This window comes from Pseudomonas sp. HS6-2 (genome assembly GCF_049325675.2).
Classification (GTDB): domain Bacteria; phylum Pseudomonadota; class Gammaproteobacteria; order Pseudomonadales; family Pseudomonadaceae; genus Aquipseudomonas; species Aquipseudomonas putida_N.
The window spans coordinates 5,250,414-5,271,781 of the sequence record NZ_CM143906.1; the positions used below are offsets into that span (position 1 = coordinate 5,250,414).

19 protein-coding genes are annotated in these 21,368 nt (G+C 64.5%); 9 read left to right on the plus strand and 10 right to left on the minus strand.

Features of this window, described 5'->3' with window-relative positions:
- From ACOKS3_RS24530 to ACOKS3_RS24565, 8 genes are all read left to right on the plus strand, one after another.
- The gene (locus ACOKS3_RS24530) at window positions 1–1,443 is read left to right on the plus strand and encodes an alginate O-acetyltransferase (RefSeq protein WP_422763745.1); all 1,443 of its coding nucleotides are present in this window, start codon (window positions 1–3) and stop codon (window positions 1,441–1,443) included.
- Between the two features lie 7 nt (window positions 1,444–1,450).
- Entirely contained in the window at window positions 1,451–2,554 is a 1,104-nt protein-coding gene (locus tag ACOKS3_RS24535) for a mannuronate-specific alginate lyase (RefSeq protein ID WP_103449143.1), read from the plus strand.
- Between the two features lie 94 nt (window positions 2,555–2,648).
- On the plus strand, window positions 2,649–4,106 hold the full coding sequence (locus ACOKS3_RS24540; RefSeq protein WP_103449141.1) for an MBOAT family O-acyltransferase: 1,458 nt from the start codon (window positions 2,649–2,651) through the stop codon (window positions 4,104–4,106).
- Between the two features lie 10 nt (window positions 4,107–4,116).
- A complete protein-coding gene (locus ACOKS3_RS24545; RefSeq protein WP_422763744.1) occupies window positions 4,117–5,274 on the plus strand; it encodes an alginate O-acetyltransferase in 1,158 nt (385 codons plus the stop codon).
- Window positions 5,275–5,294: 20 nt separating this feature from the next.
- Window positions 5,295–5,942: an alginate O-acetyltransferase AlgF gene (locus tag ACOKS3_RS24550; protein ID WP_103449137.1), complete on the plus strand. Its 648-nt coding sequence runs from the start codon at window positions 5,295–5,297 to the stop codon at window positions 5,940–5,942.
- A gap of 35 nt (window positions 5,943–5,977) precedes the next feature.
- A complete protein-coding gene (locus ACOKS3_RS24555) occupies window positions 5,978–7,432 on the plus strand; it encodes a mannose-1-phosphate guanylyltransferase/mannose-6-phosphate isomerase (RefSeq protein WP_103449135.1) in 1,455 nt (484 codons plus the stop codon).
- Window positions 7,433–7,532: 100 nt separating this feature from the next.
- Entirely contained in the window at window positions 7,533–7,997 is a 465-nt protein-coding gene (locus ACOKS3_RS24560; RefSeq protein WP_422763743.1) for a multidrug transporter, read from the plus strand.
- Window positions 7,998–8,012: 15 nt separating this feature from the next.
- Window positions 8,013–8,837, plus strand: a complete 825-nt coding sequence (locus tag ACOKS3_RS24565; RefSeq protein WP_422763742.1) for an SDR family oxidoreductase — start codon at window positions 8,013–8,015, stop codon at window positions 8,835–8,837.
- Window positions 8,838–8,882: 45 nt separating this feature from the next.
- On the opposite strand, the gene ACOKS3_RS24570 is transcribed toward ACOKS3_RS24565, so the two are convergent.
- The 5 genes from ACOKS3_RS24570 to ACOKS3_RS24590 all read right to left on the minus strand — a co-directional run bounded on the left by ACOKS3_RS24570 (window position 8,883) and on the right by ACOKS3_RS24590 (window position 14,791).
- A complete protein-coding gene (locus ACOKS3_RS24570; protein WP_422763741.1) occupies window positions 8,883–9,677 on the minus strand; it encodes an SDR family NAD(P)-dependent oxidoreductase in 795 nt (264 codons plus the stop codon).
- A gap of 14 nt (window positions 9,678–9,691) precedes the next feature.
- Window positions 9,692–11,146, minus strand: coding sequence for an efflux transporter outer membrane subunit (locus tag ACOKS3_RS24575; protein ID WP_422763740.1), 1,455 nt, complete (start codon window positions 11,144–11,146; stop codon window positions 9,692–9,694).
- On the minus strand, window positions 11,143–12,204 hold the full coding sequence (locus ACOKS3_RS24580) for an HlyD family secretion protein (RefSeq protein ID WP_103449125.1): 1,062 nt from the start codon (window positions 12,202–12,204) through the stop codon (window positions 11,143–11,145). Before ACOKS3_RS24580 ends, ACOKS3_RS24575 begins: the two co-directional genes overlap by 4 nt.
- Window positions 12,205–12,231: 27 nt before the next feature.
- Window positions 12,232–13,773 (minus strand): MFS transporter, encoded by a 1,542-nt coding sequence (locus ACOKS3_RS24585; protein WP_422763739.1) that lies wholly within the window; start codon window positions 13,771–13,773, stop codon window positions 12,232–12,234.
- A gap of 109 nt (window positions 13,774–13,882) precedes the next feature.
- Window positions 13,883–14,791 carry a LysR family transcriptional regulator gene (locus tag ACOKS3_RS24590; RefSeq protein ID WP_103449121.1) on the minus strand — a complete coding sequence of 303 codons (909 nt, stop codon included), beginning with the start codon at window positions 14,789–14,791 and terminating at the stop codon, window positions 13,883–13,885.
- A gap of 273 nt (window positions 14,792–15,064) precedes the next feature.
- On the opposite strand from ACOKS3_RS24590, the gene ACOKS3_RS24595 reads away from it, so the two are divergent.
- Entirely contained in the window at window positions 15,065–15,514 is a 450-nt protein-coding gene (locus ACOKS3_RS24595) for a universal stress protein (RefSeq protein WP_422763738.1), read from the plus strand.
- Here ACOKS3_RS24595 and ACOKS3_RS24600 read toward each other — a convergent pair.
- The 5 genes from ACOKS3_RS24600 to ACOKS3_RS24620 all read right to left on the minus strand — a co-directional run bounded on the left by ACOKS3_RS24600 (window position 15,511) and on the right by ACOKS3_RS24620 (window position 21,209).
- Window positions 15,511–16,170 carry a hypothetical protein gene (locus tag ACOKS3_RS24600; RefSeq protein WP_422763737.1) on the minus strand — a complete coding sequence of 220 codons (660 nt, stop codon included), beginning with the start codon at window positions 16,168–16,170 and terminating at the stop codon, window positions 15,511–15,513. The two genes, ACOKS3_RS24595 and ACOKS3_RS24600, sit on opposite strands and share 4 nt — an antisense overlap.
- A gap of 259 nt (window positions 16,171–16,429) precedes the next feature.
- Entirely contained in the window at window positions 16,430–17,290 is an 861-nt protein-coding gene (locus ACOKS3_RS24605; RefSeq protein ID WP_103449115.1) for an efflux RND transporter periplasmic adaptor subunit, read from the minus strand.
- A 10-nt stretch (window positions 17,291–17,300) separates the two neighbouring features.
- A complete protein-coding gene (locus ACOKS3_RS24610; protein WP_103449874.1) occupies window positions 17,301–17,501 on the minus strand; it encodes a DUF1656 domain-containing protein in 201 nt (66 codons plus the stop codon).
- 4 nt (window positions 17,502–17,505) lie between these two features.
- Window positions 17,506–19,683, minus strand: a complete 2,178-nt coding sequence (locus ACOKS3_RS24615; RefSeq protein ID WP_103449114.1) for an FUSC family protein — start codon at window positions 19,681–19,683, stop codon at window positions 17,506–17,508.
- Window positions 19,680–21,209, minus strand: coding sequence for an efflux transporter outer membrane subunit (locus ACOKS3_RS24620; protein WP_422763736.1), 1,530 nt, complete (start codon window positions 21,207–21,209; stop codon window positions 19,680–19,682). The genes ACOKS3_RS24615 and ACOKS3_RS24620 overlap by 4 nt, the downstream gene beginning before the upstream one ends.
- Between the last annotated feature and the right edge of the window lie 159 nt (window positions 21,210–21,368).

A 21,368-nucleotide genomic window follows, 5' to 3' on the forward strand; every position in this document is an offset into this window, starting at 1 on the left:
ATGACTCTACACCTGATGAAACTGCTGGGCCTGTCCGCCGCCCTCCTGGCCATCAGCCAGGGCGTGCGCGCCGACGAAGTGAAGGCCCCGACCTTCACCGCCGAACCTTGCTGCCAGCTGTGCCCCGAGGCGCATGACGCCAGCCGCTACACCACCCGCTACCAGCAGAACTTCACCACGCTGGTGCAGGCCCAAGGCGACTGGCTGTTCCGGACCCGCGAAGACCTGCGCACCGAGTTCAACACCACACCGGCCGGCTACAAGCGCCTGCAGCAGGTGCACGATGCGTTCAAGAAACGCGGTGTGGAACTGGTCGTGGTCTATCAGCCGACCCGTGGCCTGGTGAACCGCAACATGCTCAAGCCCGACGAGAAAGCCGCTTTCGACTATCAGAAGGCGCTGGGCAACTACCAGGCCATGCTCAAGCGCTTCGCCAGCATGGGCTACAACGTGCCCGACCTGTCGCCGCTGACCAACGAGCAGCTGGCCGCCGCCGACCAGGGCAAGGATTTCTACTTCCGCGGTGACCAGCACTGGACGCCCTACGGCGCCGAGCGCGCGGCCAAGATCGTGGCCGACACCGTGCACAAGATGCCGGCCTTCGAAGGCATCCCGCGCAAGGAATTCGAAACCCACAAGTCCGGGCGCATGGGCAAGACCGGCACCCTGCACAACGTTGCCGGCCAGCTCTGCGGCACCAGCTACGCGGTGCAGTACATGGACCAGTTCGCCACCGAGCCGAAAGGCTCGACCGGCGGCGGCGACGACCTGTTCGGTGACAGCGGCAACGCTCAGATCACCCTGGTCGGCACCAGCCACAGTGGCAAGAACTACAACTTCAGCGGTTTCCTCGAGCAGTACATCGGCGCCGACGTGCTCAACGTCGCCTTCCCCGGTGGCGGCCTGGAAGGCTCGATGATCCAGTATCTGGGCAGCGAAGAATTCCAGAACCACCCGCCGAAGATCCTCATCTGGGAGTTCTCGCCGCTGTACCGCCTGGACCAGGAGACCATCTGGCGGCAGATCCTCGGCCTGCTCGACGACGGCTGCGATGCGCGCCCGGCGCTGATGAGCGCCAGCACCACGCTCAAGCCTGGCAAGAACGAGCTGATGGTCAATGGCAAGGGCGGCGTGATCAAGGACCTGGTCAACCGCAACCTGCAGATGGACATCAAGTTCGAAGACCCTTCGGTGAAGGTGCTGCAGGCGACCCTGTGGTACCTCAACGGCCGCCACGAGGACATCAAGCTGGAAAAACCGGAAACCTCCGATACTGACGGCCGCTTCGTCTTCCAGATGCGCGAAGACGAGGACTGGGCCAGCCAGAACCTGTTGGCCTTCGAGGTCCAGGGGCCGGAAAGCGGCACCCAGAAAGTCGAGGCCAAGCTCTGCAAACGCAACAACTTCGCCGTGCCCGCGCAGACTGCGCAGGCCGGACAGTGAGGCGATCATGACCCTATTCAAGCGAATCTTCAGCCCCGCCCTGCTCACCCTTGCCATGTTCGGTAGCGCCGCCCATGCCGCACTGGTGCCCCCGCAGGGTTACTACGAGGGCATCGAGAAGCTGAAGACCGGGGACGGCAACTTCCGCTGCGAACCGGCCCCCAAGCCGTACACCGGCGCGCTGCAGTTCCGCAGCAAGTACGAAGGCTCGGACAAGGCCCGGGCGACGCTCAACGTCGCCTCGGAAAAAGCCTTCCGCAAGTCCACCGAAGACATCACCACGCTCGAGAAGGGCGTGAGCAAGATGGTCGGCCAGTACATGCGTGATGGCCGCCCGGCGCAGCTCGATTGCACCCTGGCCTGGCTCGGTAGCTGGGCTCGCGCCGATGCGCTGCTGTCCACCGACTACAACCACACCGGCAAGTCCATGCGCAAATGGGCGCTGGGCAGCATGAGCGGGTCGTGGCTGCGCCTGAAATTCTCCAACTCGCAGCCGCTGGCCGCGCACCAGGCCGAGGCCGAGCTGATCGAGAAGTGGTTCGCCCGCCTCGCCGAGCAGACCGTGCGCGACTGGAGCGACCTGCCGCTGGCGAAGATCAACAACCACAGCTACTGGGCGGCCTGGTCGGTGATGGCCACCGCCGTGGCCACCGACCGCCGCGACCTGTTCGACTGGGCGGTGAAGGAATACAAGATCGGCGCCAACCAGGTGGACGATCAGGGCTTCCTGCCCAATGAGATCAAGCGCAAGCAGCGCGCCCTGGCTTATCACAACTACGCCTTGCCGCCGCTGGCAATGATCGCCAGCTTCGCCCAGGTCAACGGCGTCGACCTGCGCGCCGAGAACAACTTCGCTCTGCAACGTCTGGGCGAGGGCGTGTTGGCCGGTGCCCGCGACCCAAGCCACTTCAAGGAGCGCGCCGGTGAGAAGCAGGACCTGACCGATCTCAAGGTCGACAGCAAGTACTCCTGGCTCGAACCCTGGTGTGCGCTCTATCACTGCGTTGGCGACACCCTGCAGCGCAAGCAGCACATGCAGCCGTTCAACAGTTTCAGGCTCGGCGGCGACATGACGCGGGTCTACGACCCGAGCGCAGAATCGAAGAAATAACGCGCCCCCGCGGGGGCTAGGTCCCCCCACCTTTGGCGTGGGGGGTTTGGGGGGCGCTGTGCCCCGGATGCTGTGAACAACAAGGAGAACCGGGATGGTCTTCTCGTCCAACGTGTTCCTGTTCCTGTTCTTGCCGGTCTTCCTCGGCTTGTACTACTTGAGCGGGCAACGCTATCGCAACCTGCTGCTGCTGGTCGCCAGCTACATCTTCTACGCCTGGTGGCGAGTCGACTTCCTCGCCCTGTTCGCTGGGGTGACCCTGTGGAACTACTGGATCGGCCTGAAAGTCGGCGCCGCCGGCGTGCGCACCAAACCGGCCCAGCGCTGGCTGCTGCTCGGCGTCGGCGTGGACCTGGCGATCCTCGGCTACTTCAAGTACGCCAACTTCGGCGTCGACAGCCTCAATGCGATCATCACCTCGTTCGGCCTGGAGCCTTTCATCCTCACCCACGTGCTGCTGCCGATCGGTATCTCGTTCTACATCTTCGAGTCGATCAGCTACATCATCGACGTGTACCGCGGCGATACCCCGGCCACCCGTAACCTGATCGACTTCGCGGCGTTCGTGGCGATCTTCCCGCACTTGATCGCCGGCCCCGTGCTGCGCTTCAAGGACTTGGTCGACCAGTTCAACAACCGCACCCACACCCTGGACAAGTTCTCCGAAGGCTGCACCCGCTTCATGCAGGGCTTCATCAAGAAAGTGTTCATCGCCGATACCCTGGCGGTGGTCGCCGACCATTGCTTCGCCCTGCAGAACCCGACCACCGGCGACGCCTGGCTGGGTGCCCTGGCCTACACCGCGCAGCTGTACTTCGACTTCAGCGGCTACAGCGACATGGCCATCGGCCTGGGCCTGATGATGGGCTTCCGCTTCATGGAGAACTTCAAGCAGCCGTACATCAGCCAGTCGATCACCGAATTCTGGCGGCGCTGGCACATCAGCCTGTCGACCTGGCTGCGCGACTACCTGTACATCACCTTGGGCGGCAACCGCAAAGGCACCTTCAACACCTACCGCAACCTGTTCCTGACCATGCTGCTGGGCGGCCTGTGGCACGGTGCCAACTTCACCTACATCATCTGGGGCGCCTGGCACGGCATGTGGCTGGCGATCGAGAGGGCGCTGGGCATCGACACCAACCCGCAGCGCTTCAACCCGGTCAAGTGGGCCTTCACCTTCCTGCTGGTGGTGGTCGGCTGGGTGATCTTCCGTGCCGAGAACCTGCACGTCGCCGCCCGCATGTACGGCGCCATGTTCAGCTTCGGTGAGTGGCAGCTGTCGGAACTCAACCGCGCCCAGCTCACGGGCCTGCAGGTGGCGACCCTGGTGATCGCCTACCTCACCCTGGCGTTCTTCGGTCTGCGCGACTTCTACCGCAACGCGAACCCGACGGCGAACGCCACCCCGGTGCAAGTCAACGCCGACGGCTCGATCGGCCTGGACTGGACCCGGGTGATGACCCGCGCCCTGATCCTGCTGCTGTTCGTGGCCTCGATCCTCAAGCTTTCGGCGCAGAGCTACTCGCCGTTCCTGTACTTCCAGTTCTGAGGTGGATGACATGACCCGGACATTACGCGTCACCTATTCCCTGTCGTTCCTCGGCCTGCTGGTGGGCATGGGTGCCTGGTCCACCGGTGGCTTCGAGAGCTTCCACCGTACCGAGCAGATGACCCTGCTCAACGGCAAGCTGGCCAAGGCCGCAGAAACCCACTACGACGACCAGTTCCCGATCAAGCGCCTGGGCACCAACCTTTGGGCCGCACTGGACTTCAAACTATTCAACGAAGGCCGCCCGGGCGTGGTGCTGGGCCGCGACCAGTGGCTGTTCAGCGACGAAGAGTTCAAGCCCACCGCCGGTGCCGAACAGCTGATGCAGGACAACCTGGCACTGATCCGCGGTGTGCGTGACACCCTGCAGAAGCATGGCAGCCAGCTGGTGCTGGCGATCATCCCGGCCAAGGCACGGGTGTATTCCGAATACATCGGCAAGGAGCAACCCGCCAGCCTGCATGACGACCTGTACAACCAGTTCCATGCCCAGGCGCGCCAGGCCAACGTGTTCGCCCCTGACCTGATGGCTGCACTGGAGCAGGCCAAGGCTCGTGGCCAGGTGTTCCTGCGCACCGACACCCACTGGACGCCGATGGGTGCCGAAGTGGCGGCGCAGGCACTGGCCGAAGCGGTCAGCCGCCAGAGCCTGCTCAACGGCGACCCACAGACTTTCATCACCGAGGCCGGCAGCACCGCCCCGTACAAGGGCGACCTGACCAACTTCCTGCCGCTGGACCCGCTGTTCAGCAACCTTTTGCCGACCCCGGACAACCTGCAACAACGCACCACCCGTCCAGCCGAGGCCGAAGGCGATGGCAACGACGCCCTGTTCGCCGACAACCAGATCCCGGTCGCCCTGGTGGGCACCAGCTACAGCGCCAACCCGCACTGGAACTTCCTTGGTGCGCTGCAACAGGCACTGCACAGCGACGTCGCCAACTACGCCGAAGACGGCCACGGCCCGCTGCTGCCGATGCTCAAGTACCTGCAGAGCGATGCCTTCAAGAACGCCGCGCCACAAGTGGTGGTGTGGGAATTCCCCGAACGTTATCTGCCCATGACCAACGACCTCAGCAGCTTCGACCCGCAGTGGATCGCGCAGCTGAAGAACTCCCGTCAATCCGAAGAAAACCTGGCCTTGTCGTCCACCCGGACGAATCACTGATCGATAGAGAGGAAATGCACATGACTACCAAGACTTCCATTGCCAAAGCCCTCACCCTCGCGGCCGGCCTTTCCCTTGCGTCCATGCAGGCCTTCGCCGGTGCCGACGCCGCGCTGTACGGCCCGAGCGCACCAAAGGGCTCGACCTTCGTGCGCCTGTACAACGCTGCCAGCGCCCCGGCTGCGGCCAGCGTCGGCAACACCCAGATCAAGCAGGTTGGCGCCCAGGCCAGCAGCGACTTCAGCTTCCTGCCGGGCGGTGACTACACCGCCCAGGTTGGCGGCAAGAGCGTGCCGGTGAAGCTGGCTGCGGACAAGTACTACACCCTGGTCAACAGCACCAGCGGCAGCCCGCAGCTGATCGAAGAACCACCGTTCAAGAACAAGCAGAAAGCCCTGGTACGCGTGCAGAACCTCAGCGACCAGGCAGTGACCCTGAAAACCGCCGACGGCAAGACCGAAGTGGTGCCGTCGGTGGCCACCAAGGGCCGTGGCGAGCGTGAAATCAATCCGGTCAAGGTCAACCTGGCCTTGTTCGAAGGCAACAAGAAAGTCAGCGACCTGAAACCGGTCGCCCTGGAGCGTGGCGAAGCGGCCGTGCTGTACGTAACGGGTTCCGGCAGCAACTTGTCGCCGGTGTGGGTAACTCGCCCCGTGGCTAGCAACTGATCCCCCTGCCTCATAACGACTATTGGAGAAACATGATGATCCCGGTAATTCTTTCTGGTGGTAGCGGTTCGCGTCTGTGGCCTCTGTCGCGCAAGCAGTTCCCCAAGCAGTTCCTGGCGCTGACCGGTGAACACACTCTGTTCCAGCAGACCCTCGAGCGCCTGCGCTTCGAAGGCATGGACACCCCGGTCGTGGTCTGCAACAAGGACCACAAGTTCATCGTCCAGGAGCAGCTCGCGGCGCTGAAACTGGAAACCCAGGGCATCCTGATGGAGCCGTTCGGTCGCAACACTGCGCCAGCGGTGGCGATGACGGCCATGAAACTGGTCAACGAAGGTCGTGACGACTTGATGCTGGTGCTGCCTGCCGACCACGTGATCGACGACCAGAAGGCCCTGCAACGTGCCCTGGCCCTGGCCACTGTGGCCGCCGAGCGTGGCGAAATGGTGTTGTTCGGCGTGCCCGCGACCAAACCGGAAACCGGCTACGGCTATATCCGTTCCAGCCAGGACGCATTGCTGCCCGAGGGCGTGGCCCGGGTCGCCCAGTTCGTCGAGAAACCCGACGAAAAACGCGCCGCCGAGTTCGTCGCCGCCGGTGGCTACTTCTGGAACAGCGGCATGTTCCTGTTCCGCGCCAGCCGCTTCCTTGAAGAACTGAAAAAGCACGACTCCGACATCTACGATACCTGCCTGCTGGCCCTGGAGCGCAGCCAGGAAGATGGCGATATATTGAGCATCGACGAAGCCACCTTTGCCTGCTGCCCGGACAACTCCATCGACTACGCGGTGATGGAGAAGACCCAGCGCGCCTGCGTGGTACCGATGTCGGCCGGCTGGAGCGATGTGGGCTGCTGGTCGTCGCTGTGGGAGGTCCACGACAAGGACCCCAACGGCAACGTCACCAAGGGCGACGTGGTGGTGCAGGACAGCCGCAACTGCATGATCCACGGCAACGGCAAGCTGGTGTCGGTGATCGGCCTGGAGAACATCGTCGTGGTCGAGACCAAGGACGCGATGATGATTGCCCACAAGGACAAGGTCCAGGGCGTCAAGCAGATGGTCAAGACCCTCGACGAGCAGGGCCGCAGCGAAACCCAGAACCACCTGGAAGTGTATCGCCCGTGGGGCTCGTACGACTCGGTGGACATGGGCGGCCGCTTCCAGGTCAAGCACATCACCGTCAAGCCGGGCGCCAGCCTGTCGCTGCAGATGCACCACCACCGTGCCGAACACTGGATCGTGGTCTCCGGCACCGCCGAGGTGACCTGTGACGAAAACGTGTTCCTGCTTACCGAAAACCAGTCGACCTACATCCCGATCGCCTCGATCCACCGCCTGCGCAACCCGGGCAAGATCCCGCTGGAGATCATCGAGGTGCAGTCCGGCAGCTACTTGGGCGAGGACGACATCGAACGCTTCGAGGATGTGTATGGACGCACCTCGACGCCGATCGAGCGCGGCGTATCGGTGAAGACCATCGCGCAGTAAGCAATACCCAAGGGGCCGCCAATGCGGCCCCTTACTTTTGAGGCCGACCCGATTTGGCGCTACGATGGTCAGACCTGCGCAACCAAGGTCTGCCTGCCCCATGATCATCGGTGCCTTTCTCATCCTCACCTGGCTGGTGCTGCTGTTGCGCTACCCGGCCAAGGCCTTGCCGATCACCCTCGCCGCCGTCTGTGGCCTCGGCCTCGTGGCAATGTTCGTCATCTGGCAAGACAGCCGCGAAGCCTCGCAACTGGCACGCCTGGAACTGCGTCTTACCTATGCTCCCGAACACTGCCCTGCCGACCGAGCGCTGCAAGTGCGCATGAAGAACGGCAGCCAGGCGCCACTGACCGAACTGCGCTGGCGCGTGGCGGCGTACGCGCCGGGCGATACCGTGAACCTGGCGGAAAACACCTACAACGCACCGCGCTATCGCGGGCCGGGTGAATTGCAACCTGGGGCCGAGTGGAAGGACTGCCTGCCACTGCCGCCGCTGCGCTCCGGCTACCGGCCGCAGACCCTGGAATTTCGCGCTGAACACCTGCAAGGCTCATTCGCCAATTAATTGAAGGCTTACTCCATGCCCACCGTCCTGATCACTGGTTGTTCCAGCGGCATCGGCCGCGCTCTGGCCGACGCCTTCCGCGATGCCGGCCACGAAGTCTGGGCCACGGCCCGCAAACCCGACGATGTCGAGCAACTGTCCGCCGCCGGCTTCACCGCACGGCAACTGGATGTCAACGATGGCGAAGCGCTCAGGCGCCTGGCCGATGAGCTGGAAGCGCAACACGGGCGCCTCGACATGCTGATCAACAACGCCGGCTACGGCGCCATGGGGCCGCTGCTCGATGGCGGCGTCGAGGCGCTGCGCCAGCAATTCGAGACCAACGTCTTCGCCGTGGTTGGCGTCACCCGCGCACTGTTCCCGCTGCTGCGCCGTGCGCGCGGGTTGGTGGTGAATATCGGCAGTGTCTCGGGCGTGCTGGTCACGCCGTTCGCCGGGGCCTACTGCGCGTCCAAGGCTGCCGTGCATGCCTTGAGCGATGCCCTGCGCCTGGAGCTGGCGCCGTTCGGAATTCAGGTGATGGAAGTGCAGCCCGGAGCGATTGCCTCGCAGTTCGCCAGCAATGCCCAGCGCCAGGCCGAAGAGGTGTTGGCGGCGGATTCGGCGTGGTGGCCGCTGCGCGAGCATGTGCAGGCGCGGGCGCGGGCGTCGCAGGACAGGCCGACGTCGGCGGCGGAGTTTGCCCAAGGGGTGTTGGCGGCAGTGGGCAAGTCGCCGGCACCGGCGGTGGTGCGGTTGGGCAATGGCAGCACGGCGTTGCCATTGATGGCCCGGTTGCTGCCTACGCGGTTGCTGGATTGGGCATTGCGCAAGCGCTTTGGGTTGCTGAGGCCTCTCTGAGCTCTGTACCGGCCCCGCGAAGAGGCCGGAACAGGCAACGGACAATCAGGCGATGGAGCGCAGTACCCCGCCATCCACCCGCAAGGCAGCCCCGGTGGTGGCACTGGCCTGCATCGATGCCAGGTACACCACCATGTTGGCCACTTCCTCCACCGTCGCCAGCCGCTTGATCAGCGAAGTCGGCCGGTGCTCGGCGAGGAATTTGGCCTCCAGCTCATCGGTGGAAACACCCTGTTCCTGCGCCAGCTTGGCAAAGAAGTCGCCCACCCCTTCCGAGCGGGTCGGCCCCGGCAACACCGAGTTCACGGTCACCCCGGTACCGGCCAAGGTCTCAGCCAGGCCACGGGAAACCGCCAGCAGCGCTGTCTTGGTCATGCCGTAATGAATCATCTCGGTCGGGATCTGCAACGCCGACTCGCTGGACAGGAAGACCACCCGCCCCCACTTGCGCTCGGCCATGCCCTGGGCGTAATGGCGCGACAGGCGCACGGCGCTGAGCACGTTGACGTCGAAGAAGCGCTGCCAGTCGGCATCGTCGATCTCAAAGAATGGCTTGGGCTCGAAGATACCGAGGTTGTTGACCAGGATATCGGTATGCGGCACTTGATCGAACAGCTGCTGCGCGCCCTCTGTCGTGCTCAGGTCGGCGGCGATGCCGATGATTCGCGCTTGCGGCAAACGCTCGCGCACGGCCTTGAGCGCGTCGTCGACACGGGCCTGGGTGCGGCCGTTGAGTACCACTTCGGCGCCCGCCTCGGCCAGGCCGATAGCGATGGCCAGGCCAATGCCAGCGGTGGAGCCGCTGACGATGGCGCGCTTGCCGTTCAAGGAAATTTGCATCTGTGCTCCCCTCTCTAGCTGTGAGAATGCTGCGGCTGCTCATCGAATGCCTGCCAGCCACCGCCCAAGGCCTTGTACAGGCCCACCAGCGCCTGCGACACCGCGGCAGAACTGTCGATCCACTGCTCTTCGCTGGCCAGCAAGGCCCCCTGCACGGTCAGCACGTTGAGAAAGTCCACCGCCCCTTCCACATACTGGCGCTGGGCGGTTTCCAGGGCGATGCGGTTCTGTCGCACCGCTTCGGCCAGGTGGTCGCGACGCAACTGGCTGGCGTTGTAAAGGCGTAGCACATCGTCGATTTCGTGCCAGGCGCCGAGCACTACCTTGCGGTAGTTCAGCGCGGCCTCCTGCTGCTGCGCCTCGCGCAGTTCCAGGGTGCCCTTGAGCCGGCCACCCTCGAAGATCGGCAGTGACAGCTGCGGGCCGAAGGCAAAGCGGCGCGAATCCCAGCCGCCGAAATCGGCCAGTTGCATGGCCTGGAAGCCGACGTTGCCAGACAGACGGATGCTGGGATAGAAGTCGGCTTTGGCCACCCCAATGCTCGCGGTGGCAGCATGCAGGCGCGCCTCGGCCTGGCGAATGTCCGGGCGCCGTTCGGCCAGCTCGGACGGCAGGCCGATGGCGAACGTCTGCTGCGGGGCCGGCAGCTCACCGCCCTGCAGCAACTCGGCCTGCAGGCTGCGCGGCGGTTCGGCGGCAAGCAGGCTGAGGGCGTTGATCAGGTCGTCGCGCCGGGCTTCAAGGCTTGGCAGGCGCGCCTCGATGGACGCCACCTGGGCGCTGGCCTGGGCTACATCAAGCCGGGTAGCTACACCTTCGGCCTGGCGATCCTGGGAGAGCTTCAGGCTGTGTTTGGCGACCTTGAGGTTGTCGCGGGTCACGTCCAGGGTGTGCTGCACGGCACGCAGCTGAATGTAGTTGCCGGCGGTTTCCGAGAGCAGCGCCAGCAGCACGCCGCGGCGGTCGTTCTCGGCCACTTCGACCGTGGCATCGGCCGCCTCAACCTGGCGACGCACGCGGCCCCACAAATCCAGCTCCCAGCCCGCCACCAAATCGCCCTGCCAAAGGTTGAAGGCCTCCTTGCCCGCCTTGCCGGACGGATCGTTCAGGCCTACGGCACTGTTGCGAGCGCGGCTGTAGCCAGCGTTGACGTCCACCGACGGTGATTCGTCGGCCGCCACCGTGCTGCGCAGGGCGCGGCTTTGCAGCAGGCGGGCACTGGCCATCTGCAGGTCGAGGTTGTTGTCGGCCACCCGTTGGATCAGTGCGCTCAAGCGGGCATCATGAAAAGTTTCCCACCAGCGCAGTTCCAGCGGTTCGGCTTGTGGCTGGCTGGCAGCCGCCTCGCCTTGCAACGCCGCCCATTGCTGTGGCGCCTGGCTGTCCGGGCGCTGGAAGTCCGGCCCCAGGGTGCAGCCGGCCATCAGCACGGCCAGCAACAGCGGGCTCAAGCGTACGGCAGGTTTCATCGGGCGCTCACCTCTTTGCCGGCCAGCTGGTCGCCGTGGGTGTCGATGGTTGCTTCCACCGACATGCCCACACGCAGGCGTTCGAGCAGCGGCTGGCCGTCATCGAAGACGATCTTCACCGGAATGCGTTGCACCACCTTGGTGAAGTTGCCGGTGGCATTGTCCGGCTTCACCGCAGCGAAGGTCACGCCAGTGGCCGGGGCGATGCTCTCGACGTGGCCCTTGAGGGTTTCACCGGAGAAGGTGTCGACGCTGATGCTGACCGGCTGGCCTGGCTGCACATGGGTCAGCTGGGTTTCCTGGAAGTTGCCGACCACGTAGGCATGCTGCAGCGGCACCACCGACAGCAGCCGTGCGCCCGGGTTGACGAAGGCGCCGACGCGCAGCGCCCGCTCGCCGACCATGCCGTCGACCGGCGCGGTGATGCGGGTGTAGGACAGGTCCAGCTGGGCCTTCTCCAGGCCGGCTTCGGCCCGTTTCAACTGGCCATCGGCACTGGCCACCTGGGCCGTGAGGATGTCCACCTGCTTGCGTGTCGCCACCAGCGCTGCCTGAGCGTTGGCCAAGCGTGCGCGGGCCTGGTCGACCCGGCTGCGTGCCTGCTGGGCGTTCTGCACGGTGCCGGCGCCCTGCTCGGCCAGGCGGCTGTAGCGGTTGACCTCATGGTCGGCGAACGCGGCTTCCGCCTGGGCCGCCGTCACCGCTGCCTGAGCCTGGGCAATCACTGCGGCCTGGCGCTCCAGGGTGGCGCGGGCATCGGCGCTCTGCGCCTTGGCCACCAGCAGTTGTGCCTGGGCCGCATCCAGCGCAGCCTGGTAATCGCGGGCATCGATGGTCGCCAGCAACTGGCCGGCCTGCACCTGCTGGTTGTCTTCGACCAGCACTTCCTTGATGAAGCCGGCAACCTTGGGGGCGACCACGGTGTAATCGGCGATGACGTAGGCATCGTTGGTACGCTGGCGGTGGTCGCTGCCGAACAGCCACGGGCCGACGATGCCGGCCAGCACGGCCACGGCGAGCACCGAGCCGATGAGAAGGGTCTTGCGGTTGTTGGTCATGTTCAGTGTCTCGAATTCATCCAGGGTTCAGGCCACCGCGCGCGGCGGATAGACCCGGGTAGGCACGAAAGGAATCAGGCAGATCAACGTCACGGCGATGCAGGCCATGACCAGGTACAGGTCGGCCGAAGTCAGCACCAGCGCCTGGTCATGGAGGCGCTTGGCAAGGCCGACGGCGTTGTCGTCGATCAGCGGGGCATTGCCCAGGCTGTCCACCAGGTGGTTGGAATGAAAGTGCCGGCGCAGGGTGCCCAGGGCATCCAGCAGGCCACCGGCAATCACTGCGGCCAGGCCTTTGACGGTGTTGAACCAGCTGGAGGCGAACGGCCCTTCCTGCGGGCTCATGCCGTTGGTGGACAGCATCAGCAGCGGCAGCACGGCCATTGGCTGGCCAAATACCTGCAGCAGGTAGAACGGGTAGAAATCGCCACGGATCCACTCGCTGGTCAGCAAGCTGCTACCCACGCACGACACCGCCAGCATGGCCAAGCCGATGGCCAGCACCCAGCGGCAGTCCACCGCACGGATGTTGCACAGCGCTGCGGTCAGTGGCAGCGCGATCAGCTGCGGCATGGCCACCAGCAGCATCAGCGGGCTGGTCTGCGCCGGGCGGTAGCCCTGGATCTGCGCCAGGTACGCCGATGGAATGCTGCCCACGCCGGACAACACGATCAGCACGCCGGCCAGGGTCACCAGGGCGAAGCTGAGGTTGCGCCGCTGCAGCATGCGCAGCTGGAAGAACGGCAGCGGCTCGGACCATTCGTTGTACATGAACAGCACCAGCAGCAGCACGCCACCGCCGAGCAACCAGCAGATCAGCGGCGAATCGAACCAGCCCCAGCGGTCACCCAGCGACAGGCCGAGGACAATGCTGCTGATGGCCGGCAGGCCGAGCAACACGCCGCGCCAGTCGAACTGCTTGAAGCGCTCCAGGCGCAGCGGGTCCTGCGGCAGGCCCCAGCCGACGCAGAAAATGGCCAGCGCCGAGGGCAGGATGATCTGCCAGAACGCCCACTGCCAGCCGACGTACTCGGTCCACAAGCCAGCCAGCGGCGTGCCGAGGTTGGGCCCGAAGGTGGCGGTCAATGCGTAGCAGGCCAGCCCATAGACCTTGATGCCAGGTGGCAAAAAACGCAGCGCCACACTCATCAGCATCGGCGGCAAGGCACCCGAGGCGAAGCCTTGAAGCACACGCAGCAGCATCAGGCTGTGCAGGTTGGGGGCGAACGGTTGCAGCAGCCCGAGCACGGCAAACAGGCCGACCGCACCCATGGTGAAGCGGCGTAGAGAAAAAGTAGTGGCCAGCCAGGGGGCGAAGGCCATGGCCGACACCGACGCGGCGCTGTACACCGCCAGCAGCCAGGCCCCTTCGTCGGCGCCAATGCCCATGGCGCCGCGAATGTCAGCGAGGGAAATCTTGGTGACCGACTCGTTGAGGCCGGCACACAGCACGGCCAGCAATACACCGAACAGCCCGACCACCACCCGCAGGCCGAACGCCGTCTGCACAGGCGCGGCCGGCGCGGGGGCGGCGACAATCGCGGCAGAAGGGGCGGACAGGGAACTCATGGGCAGACATCTCCAGCAACAAACTTGCGACTAGAGCCAGTCTAAGAAGGTCGAATGCTGACGAAAACTGACTTCTCGGCAGGTTTAAGTTGCGCCAGGCGCAATCCGCTCAAGGGTCGACGCTGCAGCAGGCCTTCAAGGTCTGCCGCAGCCAGCGGTGCGCCGGGTCGTTGTGAAAGCGCGGGTGCCACGCCTGCAGCACGGTCACACGCTCCAGCGGCACCGGGATCTCGAACGAACGCAACGGTAGCCCGAGCTTGTACACGCTGTTGAGAATATTGGCCGGCATGGGCAGGATCAGGTCCGAATCCGGTAGCGAGAACAATGCCGAATGGAAACTCGGGGTAATCAGCGCCACCCGCCGCTGCACCTTGAAGTTGGCCAGTTCGACATCGATCGGCCCGTTGGCCCGGCCACGGCGGGACACGCTGATCTGTGGATAACTGGCGAAGCTGGTCGGAGTGATCGGTTGGTCGAAGATCGGATGGTCACGTCGGGCCAGGCCTACATAGTAAGTCTGAAACAAGCTCTGCACCTTGATCTCCGGGCCCAGGTCGACGGTCGAGCTGATGATCAGGTCGGTGCGTCCATCGCGCAGCACACTGTCATCATCGCCACCGGGGCTTTCTGGCACGAAGCGCAGCACCGTGCGCGGCGCCTGCTCATGCATGCGGTGCAGCAACTGGGCGCCATACAAGGCGATGAACAGGTCATTGGTGCGAATGTTGAAGGCGCGATCGAGCCTCGGCAGGTCGACTTCATCGGCGCTGCGGAACACCTCGCCGGCTTGCTCCACCAAAGCCGCCACCTGCTCGCGCAGGGCCAGCGCCCGCGGCGTCGGCACCAGGCCACGGCCGGCGCGCACCAGGATCGGGTCGCCCAGGGCATCGCGGATACGCCCAAGCGTGCGGCTCATCGCCGCCGGGCTCAGGTTCATGCGCTGCGCGGCGCCGACCACGCTGCCTTCATCGAGCAGGGCATCGAGAGCGACGAGCAGGTTCATGTCCGGGAGTTGCATGGCCGTTTTCCGTGACAGCTGTGGGGAAAGGCGATGGTAGCAGGTTGGTGGATTGCACCAGACGCAATGCGCTCGTGCGTGGTGGGGCATTTATTCACTGGCCGTGTTCGGCCATAAATGAAGGATAGGCAGGTTCGGCCCTTTCGCCGGGCAAGCCCGCTCCTACAGGAATCCCACAATGCTCACGTGATGTGCAGTAACTGTGGGAGCGGGCTTGCCCCGCGAAAGGGCCGAGCCTGCAAGCACATCAGCCAGCCTCAACTAGGATTTCGCATGCCCAGCCCCGTCCTGATCGCCATCGATGCCTCACCCGCCTCCACAGCCCTGCTCGCCCTCGCCCGCCGCTACTGCCGCCCCGGCGAGCACGAACTGCACGTACTGCTGGCCATCGACTCAACCTTCGCCGTGCACGACAAACTCGCGCCCTACACCGCCGAGGAACTGGAGGAATACCCTGCCGCCTGCGAGGAGCAACGCCTGGGTGATCGCGCTGTGGGTGAAGCCGTTCAGTTACTGCAACAGGCCGGCTTCAGCAGCCAAGGCTGCATGGTCGCCGGGCAGCCGGTCGAGGCGATTGTCACCAAGGCGCAGGCACTGAATTGCGAGCTGATCATCATGGGCCACCGCCACCTGTCGCGGTTGGGGCGGCTGCTGGACCCGTCGATCAGCGCGAAGGTGATTGACCGGGTTGAGGTGCCGGTGTTGGTGGGGGCCGCTTGCTAGCAGTCTGTGACGGCGCAGCTAACCCAGTTTGACCATGCTTCGGGAAATCCATCATAGCGGGTAAGCCAGGGTTTCAATTCAGGGCTTACCCAGCTGATAACCTCCAGGCAGAGCAAATGCCGTTGGCGAATATCGGGGGCCAACCAGAGCAAGGCATCATGGTGAGCGGCTCTGTTACGTAGATCCCGAATCAGATTCAGTACCTTGGAAATTTCATTTCGTTGTCGCCTTTTCTTCGGGCAACGTGGAAAGGCAAGGCGTAATTCCTTCCAGAACGCCTGCTCATGGCGAGTATTAAGCAGTGAGACCCAAAATCCGAAGCTCAAATCGGAAATGATCTTGTCAGGTGTTGCTGTATGACGCTTCACCTTGATTGATGATCTGGCTTTCTCGATTTCCGACCGATCAAGGGGCGTAAGCGAGTCCGCAACCTCCCACCAGTCGCCTCGCCCGTACTTGTGCTTCAAGGCCTGATGCATGGCATTGCGCAGACTGACTTCCAGCACATGCAGGCATGGGTAGATGGCTTGCCCCAACAACATATTGTGAGCGTAAGCTGTAGCGGCAGCGGCTTTTCGAGGGTTGATCGCGTATCGGGCAAGGCGTGGCTTGGAAAAAGCCTGCTCGAGGGATTGGCTCCAGTCCTGGTTTGTCAAACTCGTCCATCCTGTATTAGCATTCGCGGTGCAGCCCTAAGTTGCCCTCTCCCAGAAGACCTGATGGTCATGCTGGTGATGACGCTAGGTACGTATCAATGGCCCCGCATTGCGGGGCCATTCCTTTTCCGGATCGCCATAGCCGGCAACGCGAAAACGGCATTGTGCAACGCGAGCTACATTCAGCTCATGCCATCCACTTCCTACCCTCTTGTAGTCCTTTTCCCAAAGATATAGATACGGCCAACATATACTTTGGCTATTCCTCGCCCGGCTTCACCACCACCGTACAAGTCGTCCCCGCCGCCAGCAGGAAACCGTCCGGCACTTCATCGATGTGAATCCGCACCGGCACCCGCTGCGCCAGGCGCACCCAGTTGAAGGTCGGGTTCACATCGGCGATCAGCTCGCGGCTCTGGGGGTTGTCGCGGTCGTAGATACCGCGGGCGATGCTCTCCACATGCCCCTTGATACGCTCACCGCTCATCATCTGCAGCTCGGCCTGGTCGCCGACCTTCACATGCGGCAACTTAGTTTCCTCGAAGAAGCCGTAGACCCAGAACGAGTTCTCGTCGACCACCGCCATCACCGCTTCGCCGGTACGCGCATAGTCGCCCTTGTGGATGTTCAGGTTGGTCACGTAGCCGTCTACCGTGGCGACGATATGGGTACGCTTGAGGTTCAGCTCGGCCGCCGCCAGTTCAGCCTGGGCCTGCTGGTAGTCGGCCAGGGCGGAGTTGGCGATGTTGCTGGCGTCGTCGCGGTTTTCCTTGGAGATCACCAGGTTGTCCATGTCGGCACGGCGCTTGGCGTTGACCTTGCGCATTTCCCAGGTGGCCTTGCGCGAGGCGACCAGGGCCTTGGCCTGGTCGACCGCCAGCTGGTAGTGCTCAGGGTCGATCTGGATCAGCAGGTCGCCCTTCTTCACCCGCTGGTTATCCTTGACGGGGACGTCTACCACATAGCCCGGCACATCGGCGGCGACGTTGATGATGTCGGCGCGCACGCGGCCGTCGCGGGTCCATGGCGTAGTCATGTAGTGCAACCACAACTGGCGACCGATCACCACGGCAGCGGTCAGCACCAGCAGGGTGGCGATCAGGCTGAAAAACTTTTTCATCGAAGGATTCTCACCAGTAGAGCGACAGCGCCAGGGCGCCGAACAGGCAGACGAACAGGCTCAGGCGCAGCAGCGCCGGGTGCCAGAAGAAGCGGTAACCATCATGGCTGGCGATGAACCGGTCCAGGCCCCAGGCCAAGCCCAGGGCGAACAGGAACATCAGGGTCATGGTGGGCAGGTACACGCCATGGAAGGCGATCTCGCGGGGCATGATTTCACGGAGCACGGTGCAATCCTTTCGCCGGTGCCAGCGGCGACTGTGGGTCCAGCAGGGATGAACGGATGAAGTGCAGGTAACTCTGCGCACGGCGCAGCACCGAAGTGTCGAAGTGCCGGGCAAACGGTTCGTCGGTGGCCTGCACGCGAGCGATGGCGTGGTCCACCGCGACCAGGGCACGTTCGTGGTTGCTGGCGCTGGGCTGCAGGAACAGTCGGGCCAGGGCGCGCCCCATCACACGAATGGCCTGGCGCCACGGCTGCGACTCGGCATAGGCCGGGTGGATCGGCGCACGGGCCTGCTCCTTGCGCAGTTCGATGATCGCGTGGCCGATTTCCAGCACGGTGAACATCCAGCCCATCAGCTGGCTCTGCACCTGCGGCTTGCCGGCAGCCAGGCCATAGGCCTGGTGCAACAGGTCGCGGGTGCGGCTTTCGAAGGCCGAGCCGAGGCCGCGCAGGCGCCCGCTGATGGCGAACAGCACCTGCCCGCGCAGCTCCTGCTCCAGGCGGCTCCACAGCCAGCGGCTGTTCGGCGGCAGGATGATCGCCCCCGCTGCGGCGCAGACGAACATGCCGATGACCATGCCGATGTAGTCGTTGATGAAGCTGTACGGGTCGTAGACGGTCAGGTTGTTCGGCACCGAACCGATGGCGAAGAACACCAGCAGGCCGATGCCGTAACCGGCGTACGCTGGCCGCGACGACAGAAACGCACCGAGCACGAACACCGGCGCCAGGACCATGCACAGCAGCGGGAAGCCATCGATCCAGGGGAACACGAAGAAGGTTTCGAAGAAGCCGATGAAGGCTCCGATCGCCGTGCCGCAGGCCATCTGGAACGACATGCGCTTGGGGTTCGGCGAAGCGGCCGAGAGGCCCACGGTGACGGTGGCGATCAGGGTCATCATGGCGCCGCTGGGCCAGTCGCTCATCAGCCAGTAGCTGCCCAGCAGCAACAGCACTGCCGAGGCACGCACACCGGCGGCCAACGACACCAGCCAGCTGGTCTGCGCCACGTAGGGCTCATCCCACTGCTCGCGCTCGTGCTTGTGCGCAGCCAGCGAGGCGTGGGTTTCGGCGTAGCTGTACATCTCGTCGACGAAGCGGTAGAGCAGCTCGAACGCGGTGTGGAAGTCGAGCAGGTCGGATTCGCTGGGCTGGGTTGCCACATAGTCAGCGCGCAGGCCACGTACCTGCGCCTGCAGGCCTTCCTTGTAGGCCGCCAGCTCCAGGGTCAGGCGCAGCGCATCGGCGTCAGTCAGCGCCCGGCCGACATAAGGCTGCAGCAGCTCCACCAAGGTGTTCAGGCCCGGCTCGATGGCGCCGACAATCTGCAGCGGGCCGCGGGCGCGCAGGCGCTCCAGCAGGCGGTGCAGGGCGTTGAAGCGCGTGGTGATGGCCATGAACTCGCTGTTCATGCGCACCAGCCGGCCAGAGCGGCGGCGCATGTGCGGGTCCTCGAAGGCGGTGACGTTGCGCAGGCTCTCCAGCCCCACCGCCTCGGCGACGAAGCGCACGTTGCTGGTTTCGAAGCGGTCGCGCTGGCTATCGCCGCGCAAGGCTTCCACCACCACCCCGGCAAATACGCCAAAGCGCTGGTACAGGGCGTTGCGCATGGCGGCACTGGCCGACTGCGGCAGGATCGCGGCGCTGACGAAGGTCGACACCAGGATGCCCAGGGCGATTTCCAGTACTCGCCACACGGCCGCCATGAACGCCTGGTCCGGGTGCTGCAGCACGGGCAGGCCGATCATCGCCGCCGTGTAGCCGGCGAGCACGAAGCCATAGGCGCGGAAGGTGCGGTAGCGCATGGCGCCGGCCGAGCACAGGCCAACCCACACCGCCAGGCTGGGCAGGAACAGTTCGGTGTTCTGCGGGAAGATGGCAATAAGCGCGACCATCATCGCCGAGCCGGCCAGGGTGCCGAGCACCCGGTAGAAGCTCTTGGCGAACACATGGCCGCTCTGCGGCTGCATGACGATGAACACGGTGATCATCGCCGTGCGCGGTTGCGGCAATTCCAGGCGCATGGCCAGCCACAGGGTGATGAACGCGGCCGCCAGCACCTTGAAGATGTACACCCAGGTCACCCCGTCGGTGCGCGCCCAGGCAAAGAAGCCCCGGCGCCATTCCAGGCTCTGCAGCCAGCGCACGGGCAAACTGGAAGTGCTCATTCGGCGTTATCCGGCTTCTTGTCGAAAATGGCCAGGGTGGCCGGGGTTTTCGGCGCGGCCTGGTGTTCTTCCTTCGGCACGTCCTGGCCAGCCTGCAGGCCGCCGCCCAGGGCGGTGACCAGCTCGGCATGGGCAATCAGGCGTGCAGCCTGCACCTGCTGCTGCACCTGCTGTTGGCGGAACAGCAGGGTCTGCGCATTGAGCACGTTGAGGTAGTCGGTCAGGCCGCGCTGGAAGGCCACCGTGGCGATGTCGTAGGTCTTCTGCGCAGCAGCCACCGACTCGGCGGCGAAGTGCGACTGTTCCTTCATCGATTCACGGCGGATCAACTGGTCGGAAATGTTTTTCAGCGCACCGACCACGGTCTGGTTGTAGCGCGCCACGGCCACGTCATAACCGGCCGAGGCCACGCCCAGCTGCGAGCGCAGGCGGCCGCCGTCGAAGATCGGCAGGCTGATCGCCGGGCCGACGTTGTAGTTGAACTTGCGCCCGGTCAGGAACTCCAGCGGGCCGCCGCCAGTGGCCATGAAGCCGAGGCTGCCGACCAGGTCGACGTTGGGGAAGAAACCGGCATGGGCGACATCGATGCCGCGAGCCTGGGCGGCGACCTGCCAGCGGCTGGCGACCACGTCCGGGCGCTGGCCGACCAGTTCGGCAGGCAGGTTCGACGGCAGTTTCAGAGGGGCAGCGAGGGCCAGGGTCGGCCGTTGCAACTGCGCGCCCTCCCCTGGGCCTTTGCCGGCCAACGCCGCCAGCTGGTTGCGGGTCAGGGCGATTTCCTCGTCGAGGCTGTCTAGCTGGCGATGGGTTTCGGGCAGCGGCGCCTCGGCCTGGCTGACCTCGAAATGGGTGCCGATGCCGCCGTCCAGGCGGCGCTTGGCCAGGGCCAGGATCTGTTCCTGCTGTTCGAGCTCAGCCTTGACGATGTCGCGCTGGGCGAAATGCAGGCTCAGCTGGATGTAGGCACGCACCACGTTGTTCTGCAGTTCAAGCTGCGCCTGGCGGGCCTCGGCCACGCTCATGTGCGCCTGGTCCACGGCCTGCTCGCTGGCGTTGCGTTCGCGGCCCCACAGGTCCAGCGCGTAGCTGAAACCGAAGGCGGCGTTGTTGTCCCAGGTGTTGGCGCCCGACAACGCGCCTGGGCCGTAGAACTGATCCTCGGGCCAGTTGTGCCGCTTGAGCGTGGCGTCACCATTGACCTGGAGCTTTTCCGCCGACTCGACCACACCGGCCATGGCCTTGGCTTCACGCACGCGCGCCGCCGCCATGGCCAGGCTCGGGCTACCGGCCACGGCCAGGTCGATCCAGCGGTCGAGTTGTGGGTCGCCATAGGCCTGCCACCAGCGCTGGTCAGGCCAGTGCGCGTCGCTGCCCGCTTCGCGAATGGCGGCGTCGGTGGTCAAGGTATTGGCTTGCAGGGTCTTGCTTTGCGGGGCGATACCCCAGGTTCCGATACAGCCGCTCAAGGTGAGACTAAGGGCACAGGCACTGAACACTTGAAGCGTTCTGATGATGCGACGCGGCACAGCTGCGATTTCCCGAGGAAGAGGTGGAGGGGCCGGGCAATTCTAGGGGGCCGCCGCACTGGCGATAAGCGCATATTCCTGCGAATCTTTGTTACCGAAACAGCGATAATCCGGCTTTGGTCGAACGCACATTCGCGTTACTTCGTGACACAATTTCGT

Coding starts and splice junctions, on each gene's coding strand:
- ACOKS3_RS24530 (WP_422763745.1), top strand. CDS start 1: ATGACTCTACACCTGATGAAACTGCTGGGCCTGTCCGCCGCCCTCCTG.
- ACOKS3_RS24535 (WP_103449143.1), top strand. CDS start 1,451: ATGACCCTATTCAAGCGAATCTTCAGCCCCGCCCTGCTCACCCTTGCC.
- ACOKS3_RS24540 (WP_103449141.1), top strand. CDS start 2,649: ATGGTCTTCTCGTCCAACGTGTTCCTGTTCCTGTTCTTGCCGGTCTTC.
- ACOKS3_RS24545 (WP_422763744.1), top strand. CDS start 4,117: ATGACCCGGACATTACGCGTCACCTATTCCCTGTCGTTCCTCGGCCTG.
- ACOKS3_RS24550 (WP_103449137.1), top strand. CDS start 5,295: ATGACTACCAAGACTTCCATTGCCAAAGCCCTCACCCTCGCGGCCGGC.
- ACOKS3_RS24555 (WP_103449135.1), top strand. CDS start 5,978: ATGATCCCGGTAATTCTTTCTGGTGGTAGCGGTTCGCGTCTGTGGCCT.
- ACOKS3_RS24560 (WP_422763743.1), top strand. CDS start 7,533: ATGATCATCGGTGCCTTTCTCATCCTCACCTGGCTGGTGCTGCTGTTG.
- ACOKS3_RS24565 (WP_422763742.1), top strand. CDS start 8,013: ATGCCCACCGTCCTGATCACTGGTTGTTCCAGCGGCATCGGCCGCGCT.
- ACOKS3_RS24570 (WP_422763741.1), bottom strand. CDS start 9,677: ATGCAAATTTCCTTGAACGGCAAGCGCGCCATCGTCAGCGGCTCCACC.
- ACOKS3_RS24575 (WP_422763740.1), bottom strand. CDS start 11,146: ATGAAACCTGCCGTACGCTTGAGCCCGCTGTTGCTGGCCGTGCTGATG.
- ACOKS3_RS24580 (WP_103449125.1), bottom strand. CDS start 12,204: ATGACCAACAACCGCAAGACCCTTCTCATCGGCTCGGTGCTCGCCGTG.
- ACOKS3_RS24585 (WP_422763739.1), bottom strand. CDS start 13,773: ATGAGTTCCCTGTCCGCCCCTTCTGCCGCGATTGTCGCCGCCCCCGCG.
- ACOKS3_RS24590 (WP_103449121.1), bottom strand. CDS start 14,791: ATGCAACTCCCGGACATGAACCTGCTCGTCGCTCTCGATGCCCTGCTC.
- ACOKS3_RS24595 (WP_422763738.1), top strand. CDS start 15,065: ATGCCCAGCCCCGTCCTGATCGCCATCGATGCCTCACCCGCCTCCACA.
- ACOKS3_RS24605 (WP_103449115.1), bottom strand. CDS start 17,290: ATGAAAAAGTTTTTCAGCCTGATCGCCACCCTGCTGGTGCTGACCGCT.
- ACOKS3_RS24610 (WP_103449874.1), bottom strand. CDS start 17,501: ATGCCCCGCGAGATCGCCTTCCATGGCGTGTACCTGCCCACCATGACC.
- ACOKS3_RS24615 (WP_103449114.1), bottom strand. CDS start 19,683: ATGAGCACTTCCAGTTTGCCCGTGCGCTGGCTGCAGAGCCTGGAATGG.